Here is a 25,018-nt window from a genome sequence, read left to right on the forward strand (position 1 = left end):
GTCTGCGTGCGCCGTTTCGTGCTATCGGGCGAACTGGTAGTGAATCGATTCGTTGTCGGGGTCGCCCAGCGGGGTTCCGTTCCACAGCCAGTCGTAGGACACATCGGACTCGCCGTCGAAGCTGCGCAGCTTTTCGTCGCGCTGGCGCTGCGCCGGACCGTCCGGCAAGTGGTAGAAACTCATGTTCCGCAACGACGCGTCCTGCACCATCCCCGCGTGCTTGGCCCGCCGGTGCACATACCGGGTCAGCGCAGCGTCGATCCCGTCGCGCGTCGCCTGCCCCAGCTCCTCCGCGAGAACCGCCCCGTCCTCCATCGCCTGCGACGCCCCTTGCGCCTGATACGGAAGCATGGCGTGGCAAGCGTCCCCGAGCAACGCGACGCGTCCGTCGACCCACACCGGATCGCGACGCCGCCGGTACATCGCCCAGACCGAGACGTCGTCCTTGGCTTTCGACAACATCGTCGGCACGCGATCGTCCCAATCGGAATACTCGGCCGCAAGCTGTTCCGCACCGGCCGGCGCACTCCAGTTCTTCTCGACTTCCTCCGTGCACGGCACAATCGCCACCACGTTGAGATACTCGCCGCCGCGGATCATGTAGTGCACGAGATGCTTGTCCGGCCCGTACCAAATCGTCGAATGATACCGATCGGCCAGGAACCGGGTCGCCGGATCCGCCGCGATCGAATCCCCCGGAATCAACGCCCGGTACGCCATCTCCCCAGAGAACGCGAGCGTGTCGTCAAACCCCGCGAGATCCCTTACCGCGGAACGAATCCCGTCCGCCCCCACGACAACGTCGCCCGCAAACCGCCGCCCGTCCCCAGTGATCACGGCGGGCCGCTCCGGATTCCCGCGATCAAGATCGACGACCTTCGCCGCGGTAGCCACCTTCACCACCGGCCCCGCCCCGTCCGGGTCAATACATGCCCGCAGCAGAACGGAATGCAAATCCGCCCGATGATAATGCCAATACGGAGCCCCGTACCTGTCGACGACCCGCTGCCCGAGCGGCAACTGCGCGATAATGCTGCCGTCAGCCCACCGCCGCCGAACCTGATCCTGCGGCTCGCACCGAACCCGCTGCAGCTCGGCCCGCAACCCCAGCCCGATCAGAATCCGGCTGGCATTGGGCGCAGTCTGAATCCCGGCCCCGATCTCCCCCAGCTGCGGCGCCGCTTCGACCACCGTGACCCGCAACCCGCGCTGCCGCAACGACAAGGCCGCACACAGCCCGCCCAGCCCGCCCCCGGCGACCACTACCTCGAAAGACTGACTCGCCGCCACCTGCCGACCTCCTACCCGCTAGCCGCCTCCGGCGCACCGTCACCCCGGACCCAGTTAATCCGAACACGGATTATCCGAACACGCAATAGTCGGCGGGAATTTCGCGGCAGCGAGGTTCCGTTGGGCGCACTGGGTGCAGGGACGGTCACCGAACGAGGCGACACGACAGCTCCCGACCCCGCACAGCGAGGCAGCACGTGAGGGCCACCCACACAGCCGCTGATTCCTTCACGACCCGCCGCCGCCCGCGGGAGCCCCTTCGCCGGCCTGGCTTCCTTCACGGACCTCCGCAGAAGCAAAGCCACGCAACCCGTCTCGCCGCCAGCGCTCCCCCACCCTGACGAGCACCGCTACAGCAAACCCGCCACCTGCCGCGCCACCGAGAAAACCTCATCGGGCCACGACCGACCCCCGCGCACCCAACCACCCAAGCCACGCGCACCCCAACCGCAGCCCGCGCACCCACCCAGGCAGCCCCACCCGCAAACCGCCGCCGCTGCACCCACCATCAAGGCACCCAGCCCCTCCCGCCGCAGCCGATGCACCCGCCATCGAGGCACCCAGCCCCTCCCCCGCACCCCGATCCGGGGCCTCCCTGCGGTTCGGGGGTGCTTGTCAAGGCATCTTTCCCGCCTTGACAAGCACCCNCCCAGCCCCTCCCCCACACCCCGATCCGAAGCCTCCCTGCGGTTCGGGGTGCCCCACGCCAGCCCCCAAAGGCAATGTCGCCCCCAGGCGACGAGCCGCCCCCGAGAAGCCTCAGATCTCCGGCCGCTCAGCAACCGCTTCCCACAACGCCCCCAGCTCGTTCAACATCCTCGCGATCTCCCCCCGCCTCTCCTCCGGACACCCCGCGAGCAACGCCTGATCCAGCTTCCGAGTCCGCCGAGTCACCTCGCGAAACGCAGCCAGCCCGTCATCCGTCAGCGTCAAAACCTTGGCCCGAGCATCATGCGGCGCAGGCCCGCGGGCGATCAGCCCGCGAGTCTCCAACCGCCGGCACACATCAGCCATCGTCGAAGTGTCCAGCGCCACCGCCTTGGCCAGCGCAGTCTGATCGAACCCGGGATAAGCCCGCACCGCCGACAGCACCGCGAACTGCGGCCCGGTCAACACCGAGTCGACATGCCGATTCCAGGCCGCCAAATACGCCTGGTACAACCGCCGAGCCCCGTACCCGGGCGCGGCGGCGAGATCCGCCGGCGCTTCCAGGCTCACCCGGCGCCCCGCCCGCGAGCCGCCCTTCGCTGACCCACCCACTGCTGTCGACATCCCTCGACCTTAACTACGCACCCGTGCTCCAGCAGCCCATCCGGCCCGCCGGAGCCTGTCCCCGCATCCCTGCCCGCTCATAATAGTACGTCCTCGGACAAAGTGCGGCGCAGGCGACACCGGGCGGCTTCGCCTGATTCCGGTCGAACAAGACAGCCCGGACAGGCGATTCGCGCGAAGCCGTGACCAGGAACGGACGAATACCCTACTATCAAACGGCTTCACCCCGAAAACCGCGCCCCAACCCGGCCGGCAGGTCACCACTCCGGCCGGGAACTCCCCAGCTCAGGCGTAGTCCCCTCCCACCGCGGCGGGGTCTCGCTCATCCGGATCACCGGTCCGAGGCTCTTCAGATCGCCATAAATCGTGTCGTCGTCCAGAACCGCGTAACGCTCGAATTCCGAAGGCGGAAGACGACCCGGCGCATCCGCGTAGTCAGTCAACAACCCCTGCCGCTGCAACAACATCGACGACTGGCACAGCGAAACCCGCACATGATACGACCCGCCTTCCCGAACCCGCCGCGCCAAAGCCAGCATCGCGCCGTAACTCGCCAGGAAACCGGTCAGGAAATCGCACAGATACACCGGTGTCAACTGTGGACGGTCGCCCCCTTGAACCACACAAGCACCAGTCACGGCTTGCGCGACCTGATCCCATCCAGCACGCATCCCGAACGGGCCGCCGGAGCCGAAGCAGTTCACGGTCACGTAAACGATCCCGGGGCGAAGTGCCGCGACGTCTTCCGGGCCGAAGCCGTGCGCCGACATCCTGCCTGGGCGGTAGCCTTCGACGAACACATCGGCCGCGCTGACCAACGAACGCAACCGAGCAGCATCGTCCGCTGTGGAGTAGTCAAGGTAGGTGCTTCGCTTGCCATGACTGGTATCCCGGACGAACGGCGCCACCTGAGGAAGATGCGGCGCGGTCACCATCAGCACGTTCGCACCATGCTGCGCCAAGCTCAACGTGGCAGTGGGGCCAGCCAGAATGCGAGTCAGGTCCAAGACCCGGACGTCCGAAAGCGGCGAAGCACCGCCAGCGGGCAGCGCGGAAGGAGCGCTGTCCCCGATTTTGGCGATTTCGACAACAGGACGTGCGGCCAGGGAGGAACCGTGCGGATGCGCGAGCCATTCCTCCGGCGTCCGCACGGTTCCCCCGCACGCGCCGGCGGCGGCGATAGCGTCTTCCAGATCATCGGCCTTCCACTCGGCGACCGCCGCGGCAACAGAGGCAGGCGTCGCCTCGCAATCGAGGACGGCCAAGACCCGGCGTTCCAGATGCGGCAGATTGAAATGCGGCAGAAACCACCGTCCGTCGGCAGTCGGCCAAGGCTGGGTGAGCGCGACCATGTGCTCGACAGCAGGAGAAAGCGGCGCGGGACGGTAATCGCCGTCCGCCGAGCGGACAAGCGTCATGTCTTCACCGCCGAGAGCGGTGGCCGCGGCAGCGCGGACATCCACCGCAATCCTCTGCCGACGCCCGGTCCGCAACTCCCACAGGTCGTTCGCGGCGACCGCACGGGCGGCGAGTGCGTCGGCGAGTGTCTCGCCGATCCGCAACGGCGACGCGAAAAGCGGGTCCGAGCCGGTGATCGTGACCTCGCCGGCCGCGGGACGAGGGCCGTCGCGCAGGGTCATCAATTCGTCGAAGGCGTCCATTGTGTCTCCTTTCAGGCCGAAGCGACGTCGACCACGTTGCGGCCCGGTACCTGCACCGGCCAGGAGCGAAGCGGCGGCGTCCTCGGCCTCCGCGAGCGGGACGACCCGCGTCACGGAGTCCAGGAGCGCCGGATCGAACAACTGCGCCCGGCGCTGCCAGGCGGCCTCGCGACGGAGCGGAGGCGTGCGGATCGGGTCGATCCCGAGCAGGGCGACGCGGCGCAGGATGAACGGCAGGACGTTGCCGGGGCACTCGGCAAGTCCGCAAATCCTCGCGACCCCGAAGTGTTGCAGACCGGCAAGCGCACCAGCGGGGACGGAACCGCCAATCGTGTCGGCTGCGCCTGTCGAGCGCTGTTTGCCCAACGGCTTGCCAGAAGAAGCGAGTTCGGCGCGGTCGAGGACATGCGCGGCGAGTTGTGCGGACAGCTCGGCAGCCAGTGGCAGCGATGACCTCGTACTGCGCCGCCGCGAGCAGCGCTACTGCGATCGAGCCGACGCCGCCGCCCGCGCCGGTGACCAGGGTCGGTCCGGTTTCCGGGGCCAGGCCGTGGCGTTCCAAAACGAGCAGGCTCAGCGCGGCGGTGAACCCGGCGGTGCCGATCGCCGCCGCGGGGAGCGGGCCGAGTTGCGCGGGGACGCGGTCGAGGTCGCCGCCAGCCCGCCGTGCAGGTCTTCGCCGGCTCCTGCGCCGTTGAGCGTGCCGAGGTAGCGCGGATGCCGAGGCGAGAGGACGTCTCCGGTCAGGTCGATCCCGACGACGAGCGGAGGGCGACGGACGATGCCGGGGCGGCCGTGCGGCGCGAGCGCGTCCTTGTAATTGATGCTGGAGCAGCGCACGCGGACAGTGGTGTCGAGGTCGTCCAGCCTCGCCGGGCCGAGCCAGCCGGGCGTCGCGCGCGATCCAGCCGGGGAAGGCCGTCAACTCCTGGTCCATGCTTCCCACGCTAGAAATCCGGAACCTGGCGGGGAAATGCCGGTCACAGCGGTGCCATGCGCGGCGGGCATAGCTGGGTAGGCTGCCGGACATGGAGGTCGAACTGCGGCATCTGCGCGCGTTCGTGACGGTCGCGGCGTGCGGCACGTTCACGGCCGCGAGCCGCGAACTGCTGATCACCCAGCCTGCGCTGACGCGCACGATCCAGCAGTTCGAGGAGTCGGTCGGCACCCGCCTGCTGGAGCGCACGCCGCACGGCGTCGTACCGACCGAAGCCGGCGGCGAGTTGCTCGGACGGCTGCGCGTCGTGCTGCGCGACCTCGACGCCGCACTCGCCGCGGCGGGCGGCAACGCCGGGCTGCGGATCGGGTTCCAGTGGGCACTGCCGGATCCGTGGGCGAGCGACCTGCTGACCGCCTTCGAAACCGCGACCGGCGCGACCGCCACCCTCCTGCGCCGCGACGACATCGTGGCCGCCCTGTATTCCGGCGACGTCGACGCGGCGTTGGTGCGCGGCGAGATCGGCGCGTCCGGGATCAGCGGAAGCTTGCTGTTCGAGGAAGACCGGCTGGCCGCGGTCGCCGCGAGTTCGGAACTGGCGGCGCGCGCGGAGCTGGACTGGGCGGATCTGGCCGCGCATCCGGTGGTCGTGAACACGGTCAGCGGCGCGACCAGTCCGCTCGACTGGCCGCCGGAAAACCGGCCCGCGCGGGTGACCCAGTGCGGCAGCTACGACGAATGGCTCACGATTATCGCGTCCGGCCGGGCCGTCGGATCGACCACCACCTCGGCCGCGGAGGCGCACACCCACGCGCGCGTCGCGCACATCCCGCTGCGGAACGCGCCCCGCGTGGCGCTGCGCCTGCTGTGGCCGGCGCGCCGGTCAAGCGATCCGCTGCTGCGGCGGTTCAGCGAACTGGCGCGTTCCGTTCAGCGGGCGTCGTAGTCCGCGCGAGCCTTTTCGATCTTCGCTAAATGCTCGACGCTCCATTCCAGCAATGGCGCGGTCGCTTCGCGAAGAGTCCGGCCCATTGCGGTCAGCTCGTAGGAAACATGCGGCGGCATGACATTGCGGACAGTCCGCGTGAGAATCCCGTCACGCTCCAGGTCCCGCAGCGTCACGGTGAGCATCCGCTGGCTGATTCCTTCGATTTCCCTTTTGAGTTCGGTGAACCGCCGCGGGCCGTCGCGCAGCATGCGGACGATCAGCAGCGCCCACTTGTCCCCCACGATTTCCAGGACCACGCGGGTCCGGCACACCTCGTCGGCCATGGTTACCTCCGGAGAACCGAGGCACTAAATAGTGCCTTATTGCCCGCCGCCGCACGGACGATCACGATGGTTCTCAGACAGTACCGGGTTACTTCCGGTAACCGCAAAACCCGAGGAATCCTGACTATGACGACGTTTGTGCTGGTCCACGGCGCGTGGCACAGCGGCCGGGCCTGGGACCGGGTGGTCCCGCTGCTGGAAGCGGCGGGACATCGGGTGCTCGCGCCCTCGCTGACCGGCTACGGCGACAAGAAACACCTGCTCGGCCCCGAAATCGGGCTCGACACTCACGTCCAGGACATCGTGGACCTGCTCCGCGGCGAAGAGGACGTGGTCCTCGTCGGACACAGCTACGCCGGGATGGTCATCTCGTCGGCCGCGAACGAGGTGCCGGACCGGGTAGCCGGACTGGTCTACCTCGACGCGATGGTGCCGGAGGACGGCGAAACCGCGGTCGACGTCCAGCCGGTCAGCCAAAGCCTGATCGACCTCGCCAAGCAGCACGGCGACGGCTGGCGCGTTCCGCCGCTGCCGGAGCAGCCCGCGCCGTTCGGACTGTTCGGCGTCACCGACCCGGCCGACGTCGCGTGGGTGCGCGGAATGCTCTCCGACCAGCCGGTCCGCTGCCTGCAGCAACCGGCGCGGCTCGACAATCCCGCCGCGCGAGCGATCCCCCGCACGCACATCCACTGCGTCGGCGCGACCCCGAAGGGCATCACCCGCCGTCCGGTCCCGGCGATCCAGCCGAACGGGACGCCGTCGCAGGTGTGGGAGCTGCAGACCGGGCACGACTGCATGATCACGATGCCGGTCGAGCTGAGCGAACTGCTGCTGAAGCTCACCTAGCCCGGCCGAAGTCCGTGAGGGAATCAGATTCCCTGAGGGTTCCCCTCACGGACCTTCGCATCGCCTGCCANCCTCACGGACGGCGCGCGGCGGCAAGCGGAGTGCCCATCAGGCAAAATTGCCTAGTGGGCACTTTTATGGCTACCTTGGGAGCACAGCATCCGGGGGAAGGACGTCCAGCCATGCCGAGAACCGCCGCGCCGGAAGAAACCAGCCTGTTCACCGGGCGCGTCAAGATCGGCATCGCCGGGGCGTTGTCCGGCATGGCGCTGGGCATGCTCGACAGCTACATCGTCGCCACCGCACTGCCCAGCATCGCCGCGGATCTCGGCGGGCCGGGGTCGATGACCTGGATCATCACCGCCTACGCGCTGGCGATCGCGGCGTCCACCCAGGTGTGGGGCAAGCTCAGCGACCAGTTCGACCGCAAGGCGATGTTCCTGCTGTCAGTGGCGGTCTTCCTCACCGGATCCATGCTGTGCGGCCTGGCTCCGGCCATGGGCGCGCTGATCGGTTTCCGTGCACTGCAAGGCATCGGGGCCGGCGGGCTGCTCGTCGGGGCGATGGCGATGGTCCAGGTTCTGGTGCCGCCCAAGGAATCCACGCGGATCTCCAGCTGGACCGGCCTGTTGCTGGGCCTCTCCCTCGTCGGCGGCCCGCTGGCGGGCGGATTCCTCGCCGACGCCGCCGCGGCGCCGTCCAGCTCCAACGCGCAGCCGTGGCAGGTCGAGGTCGTCAGCGGCGCCAAGGGGGACGAACTCGCCGACGCACTGGTTGCCGCACACCAGGAAGGCCGCCGGTCGGTCGATTTCCCGTACAGCGAAGCCGTGCACCAGAAGCGCCGGGCCGCGGCGGGCGGCGCGCTGCAGATCGGTTTCGACGACCACGAAGCTCGCGCCGCCTACGACGCCGAAAGCCTGCGCTTCTACGGTGCCCCCCATGTCGCGCTGCTGTTCGCGCCGGATACTGCGGAAGCCCGGCTCGCGGCGGATGTCGGGATGTACGGGCAGGCCCTGCTGCTGGCCATGCAGGCGCACGGAGTTTCCAGCTGCCCGCAAGGATTGCTGAGCTTCTACGTCGACACGGTGCGGGAAACGCTCGGCCTCGAACGAGGGAAGCCGCTGTTCGGAATCTCGTTCGGGTACGCCGACCGCGCCGCACCGGTCAACCGGTTCGCCGCCGGACGCGTTCCGCTGGACGAGACCACCCGGTTCCACGCCTGAACGGTGATCCCGATCGACCGGCATGCATGCGACGCGTAACCGCTCGTCGCCGCCGCGGGACATCGGCCGGCATCACGGCGTCGGGGACGAGGTGCCCGGGCGGCTCGCGGACAGGGCGGCCGTCCATCAGGAACTGCGCGACCCAGTTGGAACGCCACCGGGTTCCGGGAGGCGGCACAGAGCACCACCAGTTCCGCCATGCGGTCGCCAGGCCGCACGAAACCGCGTTCTGTCAAGTAGAGACCGCCCTTCCGGCCGCGCCAGCGCCTCCCTCGGCCCGCGCGAAGCGCGTTTTGTCCACATCGGACACCGTCGGCCGCACCAGGTACAGCGCGCCGTTGCGGGTCAGCAGGAAAGGATCGGCCACGCACAACGGGTCCAGTATCGCGCGCCCGTCCGGCGTCCCACGCGCGAGTCGAACGGACCGTCGGCGGCGGAGAAGGCGCGTGCGGAGGATTGCCGACCACGACGTCGTACGGTCCGGTTTCTCAGGTTTCCCGGAGTCCGCCGCGACGACGGCGGCTCCAGTCCGCGCCAGGGCGTTGGCCAGTGCACCGCTGCCGGTTCGCGGGTCTGCGGTCAGCACGCTGGAAAGCAAGGCAGTGTCCTCATCGCGGACGGCAGGCCCCGGGCAGCCGGAATACTCTGCCCGGCGGCCGTGCCTCCGACGCGGGGAGCGCGGACGTCGGCCTGGCGGTCCTCCGGCTCGGCCGGTCCGCCCGGATACCCCCGTCCAGTCAGGACAAACCGCGATTTCCGCCGCACCGCCCCGAAATCGGCCGGTCAAGCGCCGGCAGCACCGCTGCCCGGCGATCTCCACATCCCGCCCTCGCGGCCCGGGGAATGTCCCCTGCGGCCATTCCGCCTCGCCTGCCGGATACCCGCATCCGGGAACGGAAGGAGCGAGACCACGGCCGAACCGCGCGAACCCGAGGACGTCCGCGGCGGCACCCCCGGAGGAAGAACGCGAGACCATCCCCGGCGAACCGGCACGTCCGGCGGCGAACGACGACTCCGGCCCGCGGCAGGGCCGGTGAACCGCGGCCTCAGCGGGACGATTCGCAGGACTCCCGGGCAGGCACCCCGCAGCCGAGCCGGGCCCAGACCGTCTTGCCGCCGGAATGCTCGTGCACTCCCCAGTCGTCGGCGAGCCGGTCGACGAGCAGCATTCCCCGGCCGCGCGCCCGTTCGAAGTCCGGCGGGCGGACCTCCGGACGCCCGTGCTCCGGGTCCTCCACCTCGATCACGACGACGCACGGCCGGGGCAGCACGGTCAACCGCGCGCAGGAGGGACCCGAGGTGTGCTCGTAAGCGTTCGACGCGAGTTCCTCGACCACCATCAGGACGTCCGCGAGATGGTCAGGCGACAGATGCCCCAGCGACTTGCCCGCCCAGGCGCGCACCCGCGGCAGCGCGGAAACTCCGGTGCCCTCCAGATCCAGTACCCAGGGCGGGTCGCCCGCCCCGGAAGCCGAGGCGGTCACCGCCGGCCCCTCTTCGTTCGGCCAGGACAACAAGGCCCCGCTCCCGCCGACGGCGCGACGGAGTGCCGGGAACTGCCTGCGCCGGAAAGCGCCGCCGCGCTTCGCCGCTCCTCGCCGCAGCCGCTTGACATCACGTGGGGAAGTCCCTTTCTCGTGCTCGACTTCGCCGGTGCCCCATCGGGCGTACCCGGACGGGGCCGACTTCACACCTGTTGTCTCTCCTCGCTGGACCGCGGCGACGGTTCGGCTACTGTCGCTGCATGCCGTCTCACGCGCCGGAGCCCGAATCGCGCACTCGCCTCGCCGAAATCCTCGGCGCCGGGGCGAGCAACGCCGCGCTCGGCGAGGAGCTCACCAAGGTCCTCGCGCGGGCCTGCGCCGTTCTCGACGTCGACACCGCCACCGTGCTGCGTCACGATTCCCGGTGGCAGCGCCTTGTCGCGATCGCCGCCGCCGGTCTCGAGGAAGAGGTCTACCAGGGAGTCCAGGTGCCGGTCGGCGCGGGATTCCCCGGCAGTGTCGCCGCGCGCCGGGAGCCGGTCGTCATCGACCAGGTCGACCAGACCACGGTGCTGAACGCGCTGCTGGCCGAACGCGGCCTGCACACCATGCTCGGCGTCCCGATGCTGGCCGGCACCGAACTGGTCGGCGTCCTGCACATCGGAGCCGCGCGGGACCGCCGGTTCACCACCACCGACATCGAAACCCTGCGGCTGCTGGCCGACCGGCTGGCCGCCGTGCTGCAGGCAGAACTCATGCACCAGAACCAGGCCGCGACCATCGCGTTGCAGCGCAGCCTGCTGCCGGGCGTCCTGCCCGTCATCGACGGCCTGCGCCTGGCCGCGCGCTACGTGCCGGGCGCGGAGGCCGGGCTCGGCGGCGACTGGTACGACGTGTTCCGGCTTCCCGGAGACCAGACCGGCATCGTGATGGGCGACGTTTCCGGGCACGGTCTCGAAGCCGCGGTCATCATGGGGCGGCTCCGCAGCGCGTTGCGGGCGTACGCGCTCGATTGCGACGATCCCGCGGAAGTCCTCGCCAAACTCGACCGCAAAGCGAACCACTTCGAGCACGGAGTGATGGCGACGGTCGCCTACGGCATCCTCAGACCCGGCCACGAGACGATGGCGCTGTCGCTGGCCGGGCACCTGCCGCCGGTCCTGGCTTCGCCGGGCGAACCGGCGCGGCTCGTGCCTGCCCCGCCGGACCCGCCGGTCGGCCTGACGGTCGGGGCCACCGTCGAACGGCGCACCACCATGGTGCAACTGCCGCCGGGAGCCGTCGCCGCGTTCTATACCGACGGTCTCGTCGAGCGCCGGGACCGGCTCGTCGACACCGGCATGGACCAGCTCGCCGGACTGGTCCGTCCGGAGGACCCGGACCGGGCCTGCGCCCGGATCATGGCCGCGATGGTGGGATCGCGGCCCCCGCAGGACGACGTCGCACTCGTGGTGCTCCAGCGCGCTGCGGGGGCGCACTGATCACTCCGCGGCCAGCGCCTCGTCGAGCGTGCGGTACAGCGGGAGGCTCTGCTCCAGCCCGGTGAGCTGGATAGGCCGCAGAGTCGCCCGGCCGGACGCCACGATCCGCACCTGCGTCCCCTCCGGCGCTTCCCGGCACGCGGCCAGCAGGACGGTCAGCCCCGCCGACGCGAGGAAATCGACCCCGGTCAGGTCCAGCACCAGCACCGGGGGCTTCCCGGCGACGGTCTCGGCGACCGCGGCCGTCAATTTCGGGGCGGTCCCGAGGTCAAGGTCCCCGTTCAGGGCCAGCACCGCCGCGGGCGAGCGGTCGGCCCGTTCGATCGACAGCGAACCCGGCGGGTCGATCACCGGGTCGGTCAGCTCACTCATCGCTCTTTCCCTCCTCAGGAAGCCCGGAGCGCTCTTCGTCCGGGCAGGAAAAGGACGCGGCTGNCTCACGACGGCGGCTCGCACGAATGCCGCCGCGGGGAAATGATCTCGGATCCCGGGAACGGCGGCAGTGCGGGGCGCCCGGGGAGAGACATTCGGCTCATTGCACCGGGTTTCGGCGCGGCCTTGGCTGGTGGTTGCCGGGCCGGTCGGCGTGCTCGCCGAACCAGCGCGGCGACGCGGTGTCGCGGCTGGGGACGACCGGCGATTTGCGGCTGGGGGCGACCGGCGATTTTCCGGCGGAGCGCACTGCCTGGCTCGATGTGCGTGGCTGTGCCCTCGCCGCGGCGGCCTTGCGCTGCCGGCCGGCCTGATCCGGCAAGCCCAGACGACCTGGTTTGCCCGGCGGGCACGTCGCCGCCAGCCGGGCACGCGGAATGGCTCGCCGCGCCCGGGACGCACCACTGGGCCGCCGCGTCCTCGCACCGCCAGCCAACCCGACCCGGCACACCCGGACAACCCCGCTCGCCCAGCCCGCACACCACCACCAACCACGCACCCGACCCGGCACACCACGCCCCCGCCCCGCCAGCCGACCCGACCCGGCACACCCGGACAACCCCGCTCGCCCAGCCCGCACACCNACCCGGCACACCCCGCCCCCGCCCCGCCAGCCGACCCGACCCGGCACACCCGGACAACCCCGCTCGCCCAGCCCGCACACCACCGACCACGCACCCGACCCGGCGCACCACGCCCCCGCACCGCCAGCCGGACCAGCCCGGCACGTCGCGACCCGAACGCCGCGCCCGCTCATCGCGCGGCGCTCATCGCGCACGACCGCGCCGCTGCCCGGCCGCCTCCTCGCGCAGCCGGTCCGCGTGCTCGGCGATCTCCCCGACGCGGTCCGCCAGTGCGGCGTGCCGCGGTTCGAGATGCGCGCGCAGGTCGGCCAGCGGCGGGAGCAGGTTCGTGACGTCGTCGTCTCCCAGCGCGACGCCGAGCCGGTCGGCGCTTTCTTGTCCGGCGGGGTCCAAGCCGGGCGCGGCGCTGGCCTCCGCGGCCAGCCGCCGCAGCACCGCGGCGTTGCGCCGGGCCCAGCCGGCGACTGCCCGGTCTCCCGCGCGGCGGCCGCGTTCGGCGTCGACGCGTGCTTCGCCAGTGGCCTCCCCGGTCGCCGACGGCCGCACCCGCAGGTACCGGCGTTCGGCCGCCTGCCTGCTCGCCACGCCCAGCGCCGGGGCCAGCGCCGCCCAGCTCGCGCCCGCCGCGCGCGCGGACGCGATCAGTTCCGGTTCCCATTCGCCGAGCTGATCGCGCAGCGCCCGCAGCACGGAGAGCGCGGCCAGCGACCGGTCGGCCGCCGCGCCGCCGTCCCGGGCGGCCAGCACCGCCTCGCGGACGCCCTGGATCAGCGGGCCGGGGTCCACCTCCGCCATCGCGTCATCCTCTCGACGACTTGGCAGTTGTCATCAGTTCGATGACATGCTAGAAGAAAAGGGCGTCCCCTGTCGAGCGGCGGAGGTGAATCCGATGACCGGCCGGCCTCGCGGGCCGATTCGCCGCGCTCCGCGGGTTTCCCGGGCCCCGTCACCGGGAATAAGGTCCGGGCCGCCCGCGAGGGCGCGTTCCGGCCGCTAGCCGGAGAACCCCGCCGCGCCACCGGATGCGGCCCGTGACGCGGGACAGGAAACCCCTGTTCCGCGCCAGTCCTTCGCGCGAGAAAGGCGTTGTCCCCGTGTCCCTGCCGCTGCACACCGCCCAGACCGGCTCGTCGCACCCCGCGTCGGTGCGCCTGTGGAACTACCTCGCCGAGGTCACCGGCGCTCTGGGCATCGGCCTCGAATCCTGCACCGTCGACCACGACACCCCGGTGTCGGCCTACGTCGCGCTCGACGGCCGTCTGCCCGCCTACCCCGGCCGCGACGTCGCCCTGCTGTGGGACGAGATCCACGGCTGGGCCGCCGCCGTGGAAACGCATTCCGGCGAAGACCTCATCGTCATCCGCTACCTGGCCGGGCCTTCGGTCGCGCCGCCCGCGTCCCGCGTCGCCGAATTCGCGGCCGCGGTCCGCGACGACGACCACCGGATCGGCTGCCTCGCGCCGCCCGGGCTCCGGACGCCGGGCACGCCCGCCGACCTCGACGCCCTCCTCCGCGACGCGGGGTGAACCGGGCAGCTCACCGTCCGTGAACGTCCACTGTGGACCCTCCGGTTTCACGCCGCCGCGAAACGGGCAGGCAGGATGATGAGCGAGTTCGAAACGCGGCGGAGGATGCCCGCGCCGGCCGGCCACGTCTACGCCGTCGCCTCCGATGCCGCGCACCTGAACGAATGGCTGCCGGAGCCGGTCGCGGTGCCCCCGTCCGGGCGCCGCGACCGGCTCCGGCTCGAATGGAACGGCGGCTGGCTCCAGGTCGCGCCCGGTGCGGCGGGCACGAGCCACGCGACGCTGCACCTGTCGGTTCCGGCGGGCCAGGACCGCGACGACGTGCCCGCGCGGATCCGCGAGTCGCTCGACCGGCTCGCCGTTTTGTCCGGCTCGCCCGGCTGAATCCGTCCACAGTGGACTCCACCGGATCGTTTTCCGTCGCACGGAACCGGAACGTCGCCGCGCGCGCCGGATCGGCTACTCTGCGGCCAGGAGTTGATGGTCCATGGTGGTGCGGAAGGAAATTCTGCCCGGGCCTCGCCTGCCCCGCACGGAACGGAACCGGCTCGCGATCGACTGCGTCGTCGACAGCCTGCTGCGATGCCTTCCTCTGGCCGAGCAAACCCGGCTGGGCATCGTGGCGGCGAACCGCGGCCGCACCTGCGACCGCGAGGCCCTCCTGATGGAGGTCTCGTTGCGCACCAGGCGTTCCCCGCACGCGGCGAGGTGCCTGGTCCGCGCGGTCTACTCGGCACTCGGGCAGACCTCGCCGGAGCTGGCCTCCCGGGTGCGCGCGGGGGTGAGCCCGGACGTGCTGGTCCTGCTGGGCGGGACGCGGCAGCCGAGCAGGTGGTCGCGGGAAACCCCGCCCCGGTGCCGCAGCGGGTAACCCCCGCTCAGGCCCAGGCGAACCGCCGGATCCCGGCCGCGGTGACCAGCCGCCCGAAGGCGAGTCCCGGGAAATGCGCTGGCGCGAAAACGTCGCCGGACGCCTCGAGTTCGGCCGCGATCCGCTGCCGCATCGCGGTCGCCGCGGGCCGGTCCACATCGAACATGCCCTCCCATTCCGGGTCGGTCAGCTCGCTGACGGTATGCAGGACGTCGCCGAGCAGCAGGGCGCGTTCGCCGGCGTCGCTGACCACGAAAACCGTCGAGCCGGGCGTGTGGCCGGGCGCGGGACGGGCGACAAGGCCGGGGACCAGTTCGATTTCGCCGTCGAAGGTCTCGACCTGTCCGAGGATCGGCGCGAACGTGGCCCGCACCGCCGGATCCGCGGTTTCGCCGGTCGTGAAGTGCGCCCAGTCGGCAGCGTGCATGCGGAAGGCCGCCCGCGGGAAAACGGCTTCGCCGCGCACGCTCGACCAGCCGACGTGGTCCACGTGCAGATGGGTGAAGACCACGTCCGTCACCTCCTCCGGCGCGACCCCGGCGCGGCGCAGGTTGCCGAGGAGGCCGCCGGTGGCGAAGCCGTCGTGCTCGAATCCCGGCCCGGTCCCGGCGTCGACCAGCACCGTCCGGTCGCCGAGCCGGACGAGGAACGATCCGACGTCCATCCGGATCCGGCCCTCGGCGTCGAGCGGCTGATGGCGGCATTCCCACCGCGCGCCCCGGGCGTGCACGACCGTGCCCGCCAGCGGCAGCCGGGCGATGCCGTCGAGGATCGGAACGATGTCCACGGCGCCGATTTTCATTGACCGCTCCCCGCTTTCCGGACCGTTCGTCTCCGACGGTACCGGCGAAACGATCCGGTCCAGCATGCGGGAGTTGCCGTTCCGGCAAGATCGCGTGCGCTGCGGGCCCGGCTCCGGCGACGCTGGACGCACCCGACCCGAGGAGCCGACCGATGACCACCGACGCGAACCTGTTCTGGGACGAAGTGCACGCCGCCCGGCCGCCCTCGGACCCGAAGCCGAACGCCCGGCTCGTGGAAACCGTCTCCGATCTTCCTCCCGGCGACGCGCTCGACCTCGGCTGCGGCAACGGCGGCGACGCACGCTGGCTCGCCGGGCGCGGCTGGAACGTGACCGCCACTGACATCTCCGCCGTCGCGGTCAACCGCCTCGCCGGCCCGCGGATCACCGCCGTGCGGCACGACCTGCGGGTCAGCTTCCCGGCCGGTGCGTTCGACCTCGTGACAGCGCACTACCTGCAGACCCCCTTCGAACTGGACCGGTCGACAGTCCTGCGCACCGCCGCGCACGCACTGCGGCCAGGCGGCCGGTTGCTGGTCGTGGACCACGGCTCGATCGCGCCGTGGTCGTGGAACCAGGATCCGGACGCGCGTTTCCCCAGCCCCGCGGAGATCGCCGCGGACCTCGCCCTCGATCCGGTGCGGTGGACCGTCGAGCGCGCGGACTCCCCCACTCGCCTGGCGACCGGGCCGGACGGCCAGACCGCCGAGGTCGTCGACCACGTCCTGCTGATCCGCCGCACCGCCTGAACCCCGAAGGAGACCACTGTGGCCCGCCGTCGCGACACCCCGCCGCCCCGTACCGGAAGCAGCGAAACCGAAGTCCTGCGCGGATTTCTCGACTATCTCCGCACCTCGGTCGCCGCCAAGGTCGACGGCGCGCCGGAGCCCGAAGCCCACGCCGCCGCGGTGCCGTCCGGGACGAATCTGGTCGGCCTGCTCAACCACCTGACCTTCGTGGAGCGGTCGCTGTTTCTCGGCGAGACCGTGAAGAATTGGCCCTCGACGTTCCGCACCGAGGACAGCGTCGCCGACGTCGTCGCCCGCTACCGGGAAGCCGTCGAACTCGCCAACGAACTTCTCGACAGCTGCCCGGATCTCGCCGCCCCGCTGCCGGGCCGCGCCGGCCCGAGCGTCCGCTGGGCGCTGACGCACCTGATCGAGGAAACCGGACGGCACGCCGGGCACGCCGACATCCTGCGCGAGCTGATCGACGGCACGACCGGACGCTGAAAACCAGTGGCAGGAACTCAAGGCGACGCTGCCGGGGCAACGGGCGGCGGGGACGTCCGTGACGTGGGGAAGAAAACCAGTGGTCCCGAAGGCGGGTGCCCGGCCACTATGGAAGGCATGACCACCGCACCGATGACGAGCCCCGGCCTGGGGCCCGTTCTCGTGCGCTGACCCGCCCAGCCCCGGCCGTCGCCGGGGGCTCTCCGCCGTCGGCCGGCGGCGGAGAGGATTGACCATGACCGACGTGATCACCACCGCGATCCCTTATGTCAACGCGGAACCGCATCTCGGGCACGCGCTCGAACTCGTGCAGGCCGATGTTCTGGCCCGGCACCGGCGGTTGCGCGGCACCGACGTCCAGCTGCTCACCGGCACCGATGACAACGCTCTCAAGAACGTCACTGCGGCGAAGGCCGCGGGCATTCCCGTGCGGGAGTTCGTCGACCACGGCGCCGCGCGCTTCGCCGCGTTGCGGGAACCGCTCGGACTCGCCGTCGACGATTTCATCCGCACCAGCACCGATCGCCGCCACCTCGACGGCGTCCGGCGCCTGTGGCAAGCCAGCGCCCGCCGCGGCGACTTCTCCCTGCGCGACTACACCGGCCGCTACTGTGTGGGCTGCGAACAGTTCTACGCGGACGGCGAACGCTGTCGGGAACACGAAACCCCGCCGGAAATCGTCACCGAACAGAACTGGTTCTTCCGGCTTTCCCGTTATGCCGGAGAAATCCGGGACCTGCTGGAAACCGGGCGCCTCCGGATCGAACCCGCCGCCCGGCTCCGCGAGGTGCTGGGATTCGTCCGCTCCGGGTTGTCCGACATCAGCGTGTCCCGGCCCGCCGCGCGCTCGGACGGCTGGGGCATCCCGGTGCCCGGCGACCCGGACCAGGTGATTTACGTCTGGTGGGACGCGCTCGCCAGCTACCTCACCGCCGACCCGTCCCGCTGGGCCCAGGCGGCCGAGCGAGTGCACGTGATCGGCAAAGGCATCCTGCGGTTCCACGCCGTGTACTGGCCCGCGCTGCTGCTCTCCGCCGGCGAACGGCTGCCGGACACCATCTTCGTGCACGACTATCTGACTCTGGACGGCGCGAAGATCTCCAAGAGCGCGGGCAACACCGTCCGTCCGACCGACCTGGTCGACCGGTACGGCGCCGACGCCGTCCGCTGGTGGCTGCTGCGCGAAGTCGCCCCGCTCGGCGACACCGACTTCACCGAAACGCGGCTGATCGACCGCGCCGACGACGAACTCGCCAACGGCCTCGGCAATCTCGTGCACCGGGTGCTCAGCCTCGCCCGCCGCACCGGCCGGATCGCCCCGTCGAGTCCACTGAGGACAGTGCACGCGCTCGCCTCCCGGATCGACACGGCGCTCGCCGCCTTCGACTTCCGCACGGCCACCGGCGCCGTGGCCGAGGTGATCAGCGACGCCAACCGGTACGTCGAACAGACCCGGCCCTGGACGTTGCGCGGTGCCGATCTGGCGGAGGTATTGGGGACCGTCGTGGGCACTTGCCGGGAACTGGCAACCGAACTCAGCCCGTTCCTCCCGGACGGCGCCGCCCGCCTGCGCGCGCAACTGGATCGCGGGGAACCGGCGCGCCTCTACCCCCGGCTACGGGAGCAAGCGAGGCACTAGGCGGACGTACCACACCATGCCGGCCACCTCGACCAAGGTCTGCGTCACCACCACGACCGCGGCGACCGCGAACTCGTCCGGCAACGCCAGCGCCAGCGGAAGCACCACCAGAGAATTCCGGGTCGCCCCGGTGAAAACGACCGCCCGGCCCGCCGGGACGTCCAGCCGGAACAACCGCGCGACGCCCAGTCCGGCCAAGGCCATCACCACCAGGAAAATCACAAAGAACGGCACCACCGACGCGACCGGGCCGGGTCCGCCGTGGAGCTTCGGGGTTTGCGACGCCACCACAGTCGCCAGCGTCGCGGCCATCAACGGCACCATGGCGGTCCCGGCCGCGTCGGCGAACCGGCGGCCGGTCGCGTGCCGGGCCGCCCACGCCTGGGTGAGCCAGGCCAGCGCCAGCGGGATCGCGATCAGCACCAGGAACGCTTCGAGAAACGGCCCGGCCCGCACGGAACGCGCCAGGTCCGCGCCGAGGAAGAGGAACAGGAACCCGGGCAGCAGGATCATCTGCGCGAGCAGCAGCAACGGCGTCGCGGCGAGCAGGCGGCGGCTGCTGCCTCCGGCCAGGCCGCTGAAGACGATCACGTAGTCCACGCACGGGGCCAGCAGCACGAGCAGCATGCCCAGCCGCAGCGCTTGCCCGGCCGGGAAGAAGGCGGACATCGCCGCGACGACCAGCGGCACCACGACGAAGTTCACCGCCAGCGCGGCGCCGAGGAACCGGCCGTCGCGCAGGGAACGGCCCAGTTCGGCGGCGGGCACCTGAAGAAACGTGACGTACAGCAGCGCCGCCAGCACCGGGTTGATCGCCGGTTCCAGCCCCGGCCCGGCCGCCGGGGCCAGCCAGCCGGCCAGTGCGCCGACGGCGAGCGCGGCCAGGTAGATGACGACCTGGTGCCGTTGCATCCGTGGCACCAGGCCGGGCGACTGCGACAACGGGCGTGCTCCTCGATCCGGCCTCGTGGGGCGATAGGACTCCCACCGTGGGAAGGTACCGCCGCAGGACCTGATGATCATTGCGGCCGAGGAGCCCGGAGCCAGCACGCGCGCCATCCGCCGCCGACGAATTCCACGCCGGCCTCGGGGCGGCAACCCGGCCCGGCACCGGGCAGCCGTCACCAGCCGATCGGCATCCGGCGCGGGCCGCGCACCGGCATCTCGGCCTTCCACTCGATCTCGCCGGCGATCCGCAGCCCCGGCAGCCTGCTCAGCAGCGCGCGCAGGCCTTCCCGCAGCTCGACCCTGGCGAGGTTCGCGCCGACACAGTGATGCACACCGTGCCCGAAACCCAGATGCGAGGCCCCCTCCCGGTCGAAGCGCAGCACATCGGGATCCTCGAACTGCCGGGGATCCCGGTTGGCCGAGGCGAAGTCGGACACCACGGGCTCTCCCGCGCGCACCAGCGAACCGCCCACCTCGACGTCCTCGGTCGCATAGCGGGGAAAGCCCGGCCAATGGCCCAGCGGGATGAACCGCGACAGTTCCTCGGCCGCGGCCGGCATCCGGCTGAGGTCGGCCCGCAGCTCGGGTGCTCCAGCAGGACGAAGACCGAGCCGGCCAGCAGCGACGCGGTGGTTTCGTTGCCGGACACCAGAAGCCCGTCGCACAAATCGATCAGCTCCGGCTCGGAGAGCCGGTCGCGCTCGTCGCGGGCCTCGATCAGCGCGGTCATCAGGTCATCGGCGGGCTCCGCGCGCCGTGCGGCGATGAGCCCGCTCATGTACTCCTGGAGCTCCGCTTCGCTGGCCTCGTACTCCTCAGCGGTGGTCTCGCTCGTGGACAGGATCCGGTCGCTCCAGACCCGAAACTTCGGCCAGCCGGCCACTGGCACGCCGAGCAGCTCGCAGATCACCGCCACCGGCAGCGGCAACGCGAAATTCTCCACCAGGTCCGCCGTCCTGCCGCCGGCCGCCATCGCGTCCACGAGTTCCCCGGCCAGCTGCCGCACCCTGTTCTGGGTGAAGGCTTTGGCCACCAGCTTGCGCAGCCGGCTGTGTTCCGGCGGATCCATCATGATGGTCCCGCCGTCCAGCTTGTGCGGCGTCATCCTCGGCACGTCGGCGTCGACGGCCATGGCCCGGCTGAACCGCCGGTCGCCGAACACCATGCGAACGTCGTCGTAGCGGGTGGCCAGCCACGCCGGCTCGCCGTAGGGCAGCTTGATCCGGATCATCCCTGGCGCGTCGCACATCGCTGGTCATTCTTCGGGTGTATCGAGGCCATCGGGATGAGAGCACCCCTGGCCGGCCGAACAGGCGACACCCCTACGCCCACGGGCACGGCTGGCTGGTCGAAGCAGGTTTGACGCGTGGTCGGGGGAATCGCGGCCCGACCTGGGGGAGGTAGCCGGCCGGCGGGTGCTCATCGGCGGGGCGCAGCACTCAAGCCGGCGAGACCCTCGGCACCCCGAGCCGCGCTCCGCGTCGTCGATCCCGCCGCGAACCGCACCATCACGATCATCAGCCCCCCTCCGGGCCCGTCCAGGCGTTCGGCCGCGGCATCCAGCCCACCGGATTTCAGTTCGCGCTCACCGGCGGCGGGGCGGCAGCCAGGAGACTCCGACCGCGCTGAACGCTCACGACAGTCCGTTGAGGATAGCGTCGATGCCGAACCCGAACGCCTCGTCCGAATCGCCGCTGTGCGCCGGTTCCTCCTCGACGATCCCGGCGCGCACCAGTTCGGCGTGGTTCTGCTCCTCCGCGACGAACCCGAGTACATAGTGGACGACGGTCCGCGCCGCCCACTCCGCGCGCCGCTCGTCGTACTTCCCGGTGAACAGCCGGCGCAGCGCGTGCGTGGGCACCAGCAGATCCGGCCGGTACGCCTGCACGAACGACACCACCTCGGCCCCGTCGCGGACCCGCAGCAGCGCCGAGCGGAAGTCTCCGGCCGCCTCGCGCGGGTCCTTCGCCACCCCGGGCAGCCCCTTCAGGATCCGCGCGGCGACGACGGCGAGCAGCTCCTGTTTGCTGGCGACGTGGTAGTACAGCGCGCCCGGCTGGACCCCCAGGTCGAGGGCCACCCGCCGCATCGACAAGCCGCTCAGCCCCGCTTCGGCCAGCAGCTCGTAGGCCCGGTCGACGATCTGGTCTCGCGTCACCTTCACCCCGCTCATTCTGCCTGCCGCTTGCTTCCGGCCGATCGGCCGCCTAGGATTTGACAGGTGTTCAAAACCTTCGACGACCTGGCCGACCGGCAGCTGGCCGGCGGCGTACTCGACCGCACTGACGCCCGTGCGGTGCTGGAAGCGCCGGACGAGGACGTGCTCGGCCTGGTCGCGGCTGCCGGACGGCTGCGGCGCGCGCACTTCGGCAACCGGGTCAAGGTCAACTACCTCGTCAACCTGAAATCGGGCCTGTGCCCCGAGGACTGCGGGTACTGCTCGCAGCGGCTCGGGTCGTCCGCGCAGATCCTCAAGTACTCGTGGCTGTCCGCCGAGGAAACGGCGCGCCAGGCAGGCGCGGGCATTCAGGGCGGCGCGTCGCGGGTGTGCCTGGTCGCGAGCGGGCGCGGGCCGAGCGACCGCGACGTCGACCGGGTCGCCCAGGCCGTCGAGGCGGTGAAGTCCGCGCATTCCGGCGTGGAGGTGTGCGCCTGCCTCGGGCTGCTCAAGGACGGGCAGGCCGAGAAGCTGCGCGACGCCGGGGTCGACGCGTACAACCACAACCTGAACACGAGCGAGTCGCGGTACTCCGAGATCTGCACGACGCACGGGTACGACGACCGCGTCGACACCGTCGAAAAGGCCAAGTCCGCCGGGCTTTCCGCGTGCTCCGGCCTGATCGTCGGCATGGGCGAGACCGACGACGAGCTGATCGACGCCGTCTTCGCGCTGCGCGACATCGGCAGCGATTCGATCCCGGTCAACTTCCTGATGCCGTTCGAGGGCACGCCGCTCGCCGGAACCTGGGAGCTGAGCCCGCTGCGCGCGCTGCGCATCCTCGCGCTGGCCCGGTTCGCTTGCCCGGCAGCGGAAGTCCGGATGGCCGGCGGCCGCGAGATGCACCTGCGATCGCTGCAGCCGCTCGCGCTGCACGTGGTGAACTCGCTGTTCCTCGGCGACTACCTCACCAGCGAAGGCCAGGCCGCGAAGGCCGATCTGGAGATGATCGCCGACGCGGGCTTCGAGGTTCTCGGCGCGGGCGAGCAGCAGCCGGCCGAGCACACCACCCCGGCGCTGCGGGAACGCGGAGCGGGCACCGCCGCCGCACCCAACGCGTGACCGCCATGGTGTCGATGCACGACTGGCTGACCGCCGCCGGACGGGACCGGCACGTCGCCGGTCTCGTCCGGCGGACCGATGATCGGCGGCATCCGCGAAAGTCCACATTGGATCTCGCGTCGAACGATTATCTGAGCCTCAGCACCGATCCGCGACTGCGCGCGGCCGCCGTCCAGGCCGTCGAGAAGTACGGAGCCGGCGCTGGCGCGTCCCGAGTCGTCACCGGCACCACGCCGTGTCACACGGAGCTGGAACGCGAACTGGCCGACCTCACCGGGCAACCGGCCGCGCTCGGTTTTTCCAGTGGTTACACCGCGAACATCGGCGTCATCACCGCACTCGGCTCGCCGGACACGCTGCTGATCACCGACGCGCACATCCACGCCTCGCTGATCGACGGCGCGCGGCTGTCCCGCTCCCCCGTCGCGATCTGCCCGCACAACGACCTGGACGCCCTCGCGCACTTGCTGCGCGACCGGGCGCAGGAGCGGGCGATCGTGGCGGTCGAGTCGATCTATTCGGTGCTCGGCGACGCCACCGATCTTCAGCGCACCGCGGCATTGTGCGCTGAATACGACGCTTTCCTGGTGGTTGACGAAGCACACGGCATCGGCGTCGCGGGAAACGGACGGGGCGCGGTGCACGCGGCCGGTCTCGCAGGCGCGCCGCACGTCGCGGTGACCGCCACCCTGTCAAAGGCTTTGGGCGCACAGGGCGGCGCAGTGCTGGGATCGCCGCTGCTGCGCGAACATCTGGTCAATACGGCGCGGACATTCATCTTCGACACCGGCCTCGCCCCCGCCGCGGCGGCAAGTGCGGCGGAAGCGTGCCGGATCATCGCAGCCGAGCCTTCGCGGGTCGAGGATCTGCACCGTGCCGCGGTCGCGATCGCTGATGCCGCAGGGGTTTCGCGTGCGCCTGGCGCGGTTCAGTCGATTCCCGCGGACTCTCCGGAGCAGGCTATCGCTGCTGCTGACCAGCTGTACGAACGGGACATCGTGGTCGGCTGCTTCCGGCCGCCGAGCGTCCCGGACGGCGTTTCCCGGCTCCGGCTAGTCGCGCGTGCCGGGATTGACCTGCACCACGCTGAGGACGCCGCGCGGTGGGCTGCCCAGTGGTCGCGTGCCGCGAGCACCGTCTGACCGCCTCCGGAACACCACGTCGACCGCCAGCGCACCCGGCCCGGTGAAGCCCAGCAACAGAAACGCCCAGCAAAACATCGCCGCGGGCTCCCCGTGGTTCTGCAGCGGCAGCAGGCCGTCCGGCTGGTGGACGACGAAGTAGGCGTACGCCATCGAGCCGGACGCGAGCAGCGCCGCGATCCGGGTGCCGAGACCGAAGGCGATCAGGAGGCCGCAGCCGAGCTGGATCACCGCCGCGTACCAGGACGGCCACGCGCCCGCCTCGACGGTTCCGCCTTTCGGGCCGCCGCCGAAAATGCCGAACAGCGCCGCCGCACCATGGGCCGCGAACAGCAGCCCGACGACGATCCGGAACAGGCCGAGCACGAACGGGACGGCCCGGTCGAGCACACGCTCTGGCATGGGTCCTCCTCGGAGAGTTACTAAGGTTAGGCTTGCCATACCGTACGCACCGGGGTCCCTCCCGTCCAGATGCTGTGACGCTCGCTAAATCGGGCCGAACCGTTCTGGCGCCAGCCGCGTGCCGGAGGAAGAGCGACACCCCCGGCTTTCCGCCGCACCGCCGCATCGGCGACAAGCCCGCCGGGCAGATCAACGGCCGGGAGCCCGGATCTCCACGGCGACAGCTGGTCCGCGCAGACGAGCACAGCGGAGGCGGCCACCCGGCGGCGGGCACGGCTGAGCAGCGAAGTAACACCCTTCCCGATAGGCGCTGTCTCAATTGGGTACCTCTGATCAGGGGAACTTGACCGAGCAGCCGAATAAGACCAAACTTCGCTGGTGATATCAGTACCCCGTCGTCCCCGCGCCGAAGGAGTTCGCCAGTGACCTCGTCGTTCGTCATCATCGGAGCCGGGCTGGCCGGAGCCAAGGCCGCGGAAGCGTTGCGCGACAAGGGATTCGACGGGAAGATCACCATGGTCGGCGACGAGCGGCACCTGCCCTACGAACGTCCGCCGCTGTCGAAGGACTACCTCGCGGGCAACGCGGAGGCCGAGAGCTTCCAGGTGCACGATGCCGCTTGGTACGCCGAGAAGCACGTCGAGCTGCGCCAGGGCGTCAAGGCGACGGCGATCGAGCGGGACCGGAAGCAGGT

Annotated in this window: 27 protein-coding genes and 1 pseudogene; 14 read left to right on the forward strand and 14 right to left on the reverse strand. The window is 70.9% G+C overall.

Annotation, left to right across the window (positions count from 1 at the left end; genetic code table 11):
* Positions 1 to 21: 21 nt before the first annotated feature.
* The 3 genes from A4R44_RS22930 to A4R44_RS22940 all read right to left on the reverse strand — a co-directional run bounded on the left by A4R44_RS22930 (position 22) and on the right by A4R44_RS22940 (position 3,914).
* Positions 22 to 1,290, reverse strand: a complete 1,269-nt coding sequence (locus A4R44_RS22930) for an FAD-dependent monooxygenase (RefSeq protein WP_067584246.1) — start codon at positions 1,288 to 1,290, stop codon at positions 22 to 24.
* 759 nt (positions 1,291 to 2,049) lie between these two features.
* Positions 2,050 to 2,550 (reverse strand): MarR family winged helix-turn-helix transcriptional regulator, encoded by a 501-nt coding sequence (locus tag A4R44_RS22935; protein WP_093576895.1) that lies wholly within the window; start codon positions 2,548 to 2,550, stop codon positions 2,050 to 2,052.
* A gap of 269 nt (positions 2,551 to 2,819) precedes the next feature.
* Positions 2,820 to 3,914, reverse strand: coding sequence for a CoA transferase (locus tag A4R44_RS22940; RefSeq protein ID WP_232791726.1), 1,095 nt, complete (start codon positions 3,912 to 3,914; stop codon positions 2,820 to 2,822).
* Between A4R44_RS22940 and A4R44_RS50625 the strand changes: the two genes are divergently transcribed.
* Entirely contained in the window at positions 3,915 to 4,676 is a 762-nt protein-coding gene (locus A4R44_RS50625) for a hypothetical protein (protein WP_232791727.1), read from the forward strand. It abuts the gene before it with no gap.
* 120 nt (positions 4,677 to 4,796) lie between these two features.
* On the opposite strand, the gene A4R44_RS49215 is transcribed toward A4R44_RS50625, so the two are convergent.
* On the reverse strand, positions 4,797 to 5,063 hold the full coding sequence (locus tag A4R44_RS49215; RefSeq protein WP_067584253.1) for a hypothetical protein: 267 nt from the start codon (positions 5,061 to 5,063) through the stop codon (positions 4,797 to 4,799).
* 188 nt (positions 5,064 to 5,251) lie between these two features.
* Here A4R44_RS49215 and A4R44_RS22950 point away from each other — a divergent pair, with 188 nt between their 5' ends.
* Positions 5,252 to 6,106, forward strand: a complete 855-nt coding sequence (locus A4R44_RS22950) for a LysR family transcriptional regulator (protein WP_067584256.1) — start codon at positions 5,252 to 5,254, stop codon at positions 6,104 to 6,106.
* Here the strand turns inward: A4R44_RS22950 and A4R44_RS22955 are convergent.
* Positions 6,091 to 6,432 carry a helix-turn-helix domain-containing protein gene (locus A4R44_RS22955; RefSeq protein ID WP_067584259.1) on the reverse strand — a complete coding sequence of 114 codons (342 nt, stop codon included), beginning with the start codon at positions 6,430 to 6,432 and terminating at the stop codon, positions 6,091 to 6,093. The two genes, A4R44_RS22950 and A4R44_RS22955, sit on opposite strands and share 16 nt — an antisense overlap.
* 126 nt (positions 6,433 to 6,558) lie before the next feature.
* On the opposite strand from A4R44_RS22955, the gene A4R44_RS22960 reads away from it, so the two are divergent.
* Both A4R44_RS22960 and A4R44_RS46100 read left to right on the forward strand, forming a co-directional pair.
* Positions 6,559 to 7,278, forward strand: a complete 720-nt coding sequence (locus A4R44_RS22960) for an alpha/beta fold hydrolase (RefSeq protein ID WP_067584261.1) — start codon at positions 6,559 to 6,561, stop codon at positions 7,276 to 7,278.
* Between the two features lie 182 nt (positions 7,279 to 7,460).
* A complete protein-coding gene (locus A4R44_RS46100) occupies positions 7,461 to 8,501 on the forward strand; it encodes an MFS transporter (RefSeq protein ID WP_232791728.1) in 1,041 nt (346 codons plus the stop codon).
* 232 nt (positions 8,502 to 8,733) lie between these two features.
* On the opposite strand, the gene A4R44_RS51790 is transcribed toward A4R44_RS46100, so the two are convergent.
* Together A4R44_RS51790 and A4R44_RS22975 are read right to left on the reverse strand one after the other, a co-directional pair.
* Positions 8,734 to 8,868: a hypothetical protein gene (locus tag A4R44_RS51790; RefSeq protein ID WP_255366174.1), complete on the reverse strand. Its 135-nt coding sequence runs from the start codon at positions 8,866 to 8,868 to the stop codon at positions 8,734 to 8,736.
* Positions 8,869 to 9,547: 679 nt separating this feature from the next.
* Positions 9,548 to 9,985, reverse strand: a complete 438-nt coding sequence (locus A4R44_RS22975; RefSeq protein ID WP_067584550.1) for an ATP-binding protein — start codon at positions 9,983 to 9,985, stop codon at positions 9,548 to 9,550.
* 260 nt (positions 9,986 to 10,245) lie between these two features.
* Between A4R44_RS22975 and A4R44_RS22980 the strand changes: the two genes are divergently transcribed.
* The gene (locus A4R44_RS22980) at positions 10,246 to 11,466 is read left to right on the forward strand and encodes a PP2C family protein-serine/threonine phosphatase (RefSeq protein ID WP_067584267.1); all 1,221 of its coding nucleotides are present in this window, start codon (positions 10,246 to 10,248) and stop codon (positions 11,464 to 11,466) included.
* On the opposite strand, the gene A4R44_RS22985 is transcribed toward A4R44_RS22980, so the two are convergent.
* Entirely contained in the window at positions 11,467 to 11,838 is a 372-nt protein-coding gene (locus A4R44_RS22985; RefSeq protein WP_067584270.1) for an STAS domain-containing protein, read from the reverse strand.
* 827 nt (positions 11,839 to 12,665) lie between these two features.
* The gene (locus tag A4R44_RS22990) at positions 12,666 to 13,277 is read right to left on the reverse strand and encodes an HSP18 transcriptional regulator (protein ID WP_067584273.1); all 612 of its coding nucleotides are present in this window, start codon (positions 13,275 to 13,277) and stop codon (positions 12,666 to 12,668) included.
* A 305-nt stretch (positions 13,278 to 13,582) separates the two neighbouring features.
* Between A4R44_RS22990 and A4R44_RS22995 the strand changes: the two genes are divergently transcribed.
* The 3 genes from A4R44_RS22995 (at position 13,583) to A4R44_RS23005 (ending at position 14,879) form a co-directional block, all read left to right on the forward strand.
* Positions 13,583 to 14,008: a DUF6292 family protein gene (locus A4R44_RS22995; protein ID WP_067584553.1), complete on the forward strand. Its 426-nt coding sequence runs from the start codon at positions 13,583 to 13,585 to the stop codon at positions 14,006 to 14,008.
* Positions 14,009 to 14,086: 78 nt separating this feature from the next.
* Positions 14,087 to 14,392: a hypothetical protein gene (locus A4R44_RS23000; protein ID WP_067584276.1), complete on the forward strand. Its 306-nt coding sequence runs from the start codon at positions 14,087 to 14,089 to the stop codon at positions 14,390 to 14,392.
* Positions 14,393 to 14,495: 103 nt separating this feature from the next.
* Positions 14,496 to 14,879, forward strand: a complete 384-nt coding sequence (locus A4R44_RS23005) for a DUF2267 domain-containing protein (RefSeq protein ID WP_067584279.1) — start codon at positions 14,496 to 14,498, stop codon at positions 14,877 to 14,879.
* Between the two features lie 7 nt (positions 14,880 to 14,886).
* Here the strand turns inward: A4R44_RS23005 and A4R44_RS23010 are convergent, their stop codons facing one another.
* Entirely contained in the window at positions 14,887 to 15,681 is a 795-nt protein-coding gene (locus A4R44_RS23010; protein WP_067584556.1) for an MBL fold metallo-hydrolase, read from the reverse strand.
* Positions 15,682 to 15,833: 152 nt separating this feature from the next.
* Between A4R44_RS23010 and A4R44_RS23015 the strand changes: the two genes are divergently transcribed.
* From A4R44_RS23015 to metG, 3 genes are all read left to right on the forward strand, one after another.
* Complete coding sequence (locus A4R44_RS23015; RefSeq protein ID WP_067584283.1) at positions 15,834 to 16,430, forward strand: bifunctional 2-polyprenyl-6-hydroxyphenol methylase/3-demethylubiquinol 3-O-methyltransferase UbiG; 597 nt, start codon at positions 15,834 to 15,836, stop codon at positions 16,428 to 16,430.
* An 18-nt stretch (positions 16,431 to 16,448) separates the two neighbouring features.
* On the forward strand, positions 16,449 to 16,913 hold the full coding sequence (locus A4R44_RS23020; RefSeq protein WP_067584286.1) for a DinB family protein: 465 nt from the start codon (positions 16,449 to 16,451) through the stop codon (positions 16,911 to 16,913).
* A gap of 235 nt (positions 16,914 to 17,148) precedes the next feature.
* A complete protein-coding gene (gene metG / locus A4R44_RS23025) occupies positions 17,149 to 18,552 on the forward strand; it encodes a methionine--tRNA ligase (RefSeq protein WP_067584289.1) in 1,404 nt (467 codons plus the stop codon).
* On the opposite strand, the gene A4R44_RS23030 is transcribed toward metG, so the two are convergent.
* From A4R44_RS23030 to A4R44_RS23040, 3 genes and pseudogenes are all read right to left on the reverse strand, one after another.
* Entirely contained in the window at positions 18,529 to 19,464 is a 936-nt protein-coding gene (locus tag A4R44_RS23030) for a bile acid:sodium symporter (RefSeq protein ID WP_067584559.1), read from the reverse strand. The genes metG and A4R44_RS23030 overlap by 24 nt on opposite strands.
* Before the next feature lie 209 nt (positions 19,465 to 19,673).
* Positions 19,674 to 20,743 (reverse strand): annotated as a pseudogene (locus tag A4R44_RS23035) (cytochrome P450); the annotation flags it as partial.
* Positions 20,744 to 21,133: 390 nt separating this feature from the next.
* Positions 21,134 to 21,673 carry a TetR family transcriptional regulator gene (locus tag A4R44_RS23040; protein WP_095213536.1) on the reverse strand — a complete coding sequence of 180 codons (540 nt, stop codon included), beginning with the start codon at positions 21,671 to 21,673 and terminating at the stop codon, positions 21,134 to 21,136.
* 48 nt (positions 21,674 to 21,721) lie between these two features.
* On the opposite strand from A4R44_RS23040, the gene bioB reads away from it, so the two are divergent.
* Together bioB and A4R44_RS23050 are read left to right on the forward strand one after the other, a co-directional pair.
* Positions 21,722 to 22,780, forward strand: a complete 1,059-nt coding sequence (gene bioB / locus A4R44_RS23045) for a biotin synthase BioB (protein ID WP_067584292.1) — start codon at positions 21,722 to 21,724, stop codon at positions 22,778 to 22,780.
* Positions 22,781 to 22,785: 5 nt separating this feature from the next.
* On the forward strand, positions 22,786 to 23,922 hold the full coding sequence (locus A4R44_RS23050; RefSeq protein ID WP_067584565.1) for an 8-amino-7-oxononanoate synthase: 1,137 nt from the start codon (positions 22,786 to 22,788) through the stop codon (positions 23,920 to 23,922).
* Here the strand turns inward: A4R44_RS23050 and A4R44_RS23055 are convergent.
* Positions 23,833 to 24,324, reverse strand: coding sequence for a DoxX family protein (locus A4R44_RS23055; RefSeq protein WP_067584295.1), 492 nt, complete (start codon positions 24,322 to 24,324; stop codon positions 23,833 to 23,835). The genes A4R44_RS23050 and A4R44_RS23055 overlap by 90 nt on opposite strands.
* A gap of 422 nt (positions 24,325 to 24,746) precedes the next feature.
* Between A4R44_RS23055 and A4R44_RS50630 the strand changes: the two genes are divergently transcribed.
* Positions 24,747 to 25,018 (forward strand): FAD-dependent oxidoreductase (locus A4R44_RS50630; RefSeq protein WP_232791742.1); only part of this gene is annotated, 272 nt, incomplete at its 3' end.

Source organism: Amycolatopsis sp. M39 (assembly GCF_001651785.1).
Lineage (GTDB): Bacteria > Actinomycetota > Actinomycetes > Mycobacteriales > Pseudonocardiaceae > Amycolatopsis > Amycolatopsis rubida.

Excerpts from the sequence above, each read along its gene's own strand:
- A4R44_RS22940 (WP_232791726.1), bottom strand. The coding sequence starts at position 3,914 with ATGGTCGCGCTCACCCAGCCTTGGCCGACTGCCGACGGACGGTGGTTT.
- A4R44_RS22950 (WP_067584256.1), top strand. The coding sequence starts at position 5,252 with ATGGAGGTCGAACTGCGGCATCTGCGCGCGTTCGTGACGGTCGCGGCG.
- A4R44_RS22955 (WP_067584259.1), bottom strand. The coding sequence starts at position 6,432 with ATGGCCGACGAGGTGTGCCGGACCCGCGTGGTCCTGGAAATCGTGGGG.
- A4R44_RS22960 (WP_067584261.1), top strand. The coding sequence starts at position 6,559 with ATGACGACGTTTGTGCTGGTCCACGGCGCGTGGCACAGCGGCCGGGCC.
- A4R44_RS46100 (WP_232791728.1), top strand. The coding sequence starts at position 7,461 with ATGCCGAGAACCGCCGCGCCGGAAGAAACCAGCCTGTTCACCGGGCGC.
- A4R44_RS22980 (WP_067584267.1), top strand. The coding sequence starts at position 10,246 with ATGCCGTCTCACGCGCCGGAGCCCGAATCGCGCACTCGCCTCGCCGAA.
- A4R44_RS22985 (WP_067584270.1), bottom strand. The coding sequence starts at position 11,838 with ATGAGTGAGCTGACCGACCCGGTGATCGACCCGCCGGGTTCGCTGTCG.
- A4R44_RS22990 (WP_067584273.1), bottom strand. The coding sequence starts at position 13,277 with ATGGCGGAGGTGGACCCCGGCCCGCTGATCCAGGGCGTCCGCGAGGCG.
- A4R44_RS23000 (WP_067584276.1), top strand. The coding sequence starts at position 14,087 with ATGAGCGAGTTCGAAACGCGGCGGAGGATGCCCGCGCCGGCCGGCCAC.
- A4R44_RS23005 (WP_067584279.1), top strand. The coding sequence starts at position 14,496 with ATGGTGGTGCGGAAGGAAATTCTGCCCGGGCCTCGCCTGCCCCGCACG.
- A4R44_RS23010 (WP_067584556.1), bottom strand. The coding sequence starts at position 15,681 with ATGAAAATCGGCGCCGTGGACATCGTTCCGATCCTCGACGGCATCGCC.
- A4R44_RS23015 (WP_067584283.1), top strand. The coding sequence starts at position 15,834 with ATGACCACCGACGCGAACCTGTTCTGGGACGAAGTGCACGCCGCCCGG.
- metG (WP_067584289.1), top strand. The coding sequence starts at position 17,149 with ATGACCGACGTGATCACCACCGCGATCCCTTATGTCAACGCGGAACCG.
- A4R44_RS23030 (WP_067584559.1), bottom strand. The coding sequence starts at position 19,464 with ATGCAACGGCACCAGGTCGTCATCTACCTGGCCGCGCTCGCCGTCGGC.
- A4R44_RS23040 (WP_095213536.1), bottom strand. The coding sequence starts at position 21,673 with ATGAGCGGGGTGAAGGTGACGCGAGACCAGATCGTCGACCGGGCCTAC.
- A4R44_RS23050 (WP_067584565.1), top strand. The coding sequence starts at position 22,786 with ATGGTGTCGATGCACGACTGGCTGACCGCCGCCGGACGGGACCGGCAC.
- A4R44_RS23055 (WP_067584295.1), bottom strand. The coding sequence starts at position 24,324 with ATGCCAGAGCGTGTGCTCGACCGGGCCGTCCCGTTCGTGCTCGGCCTG.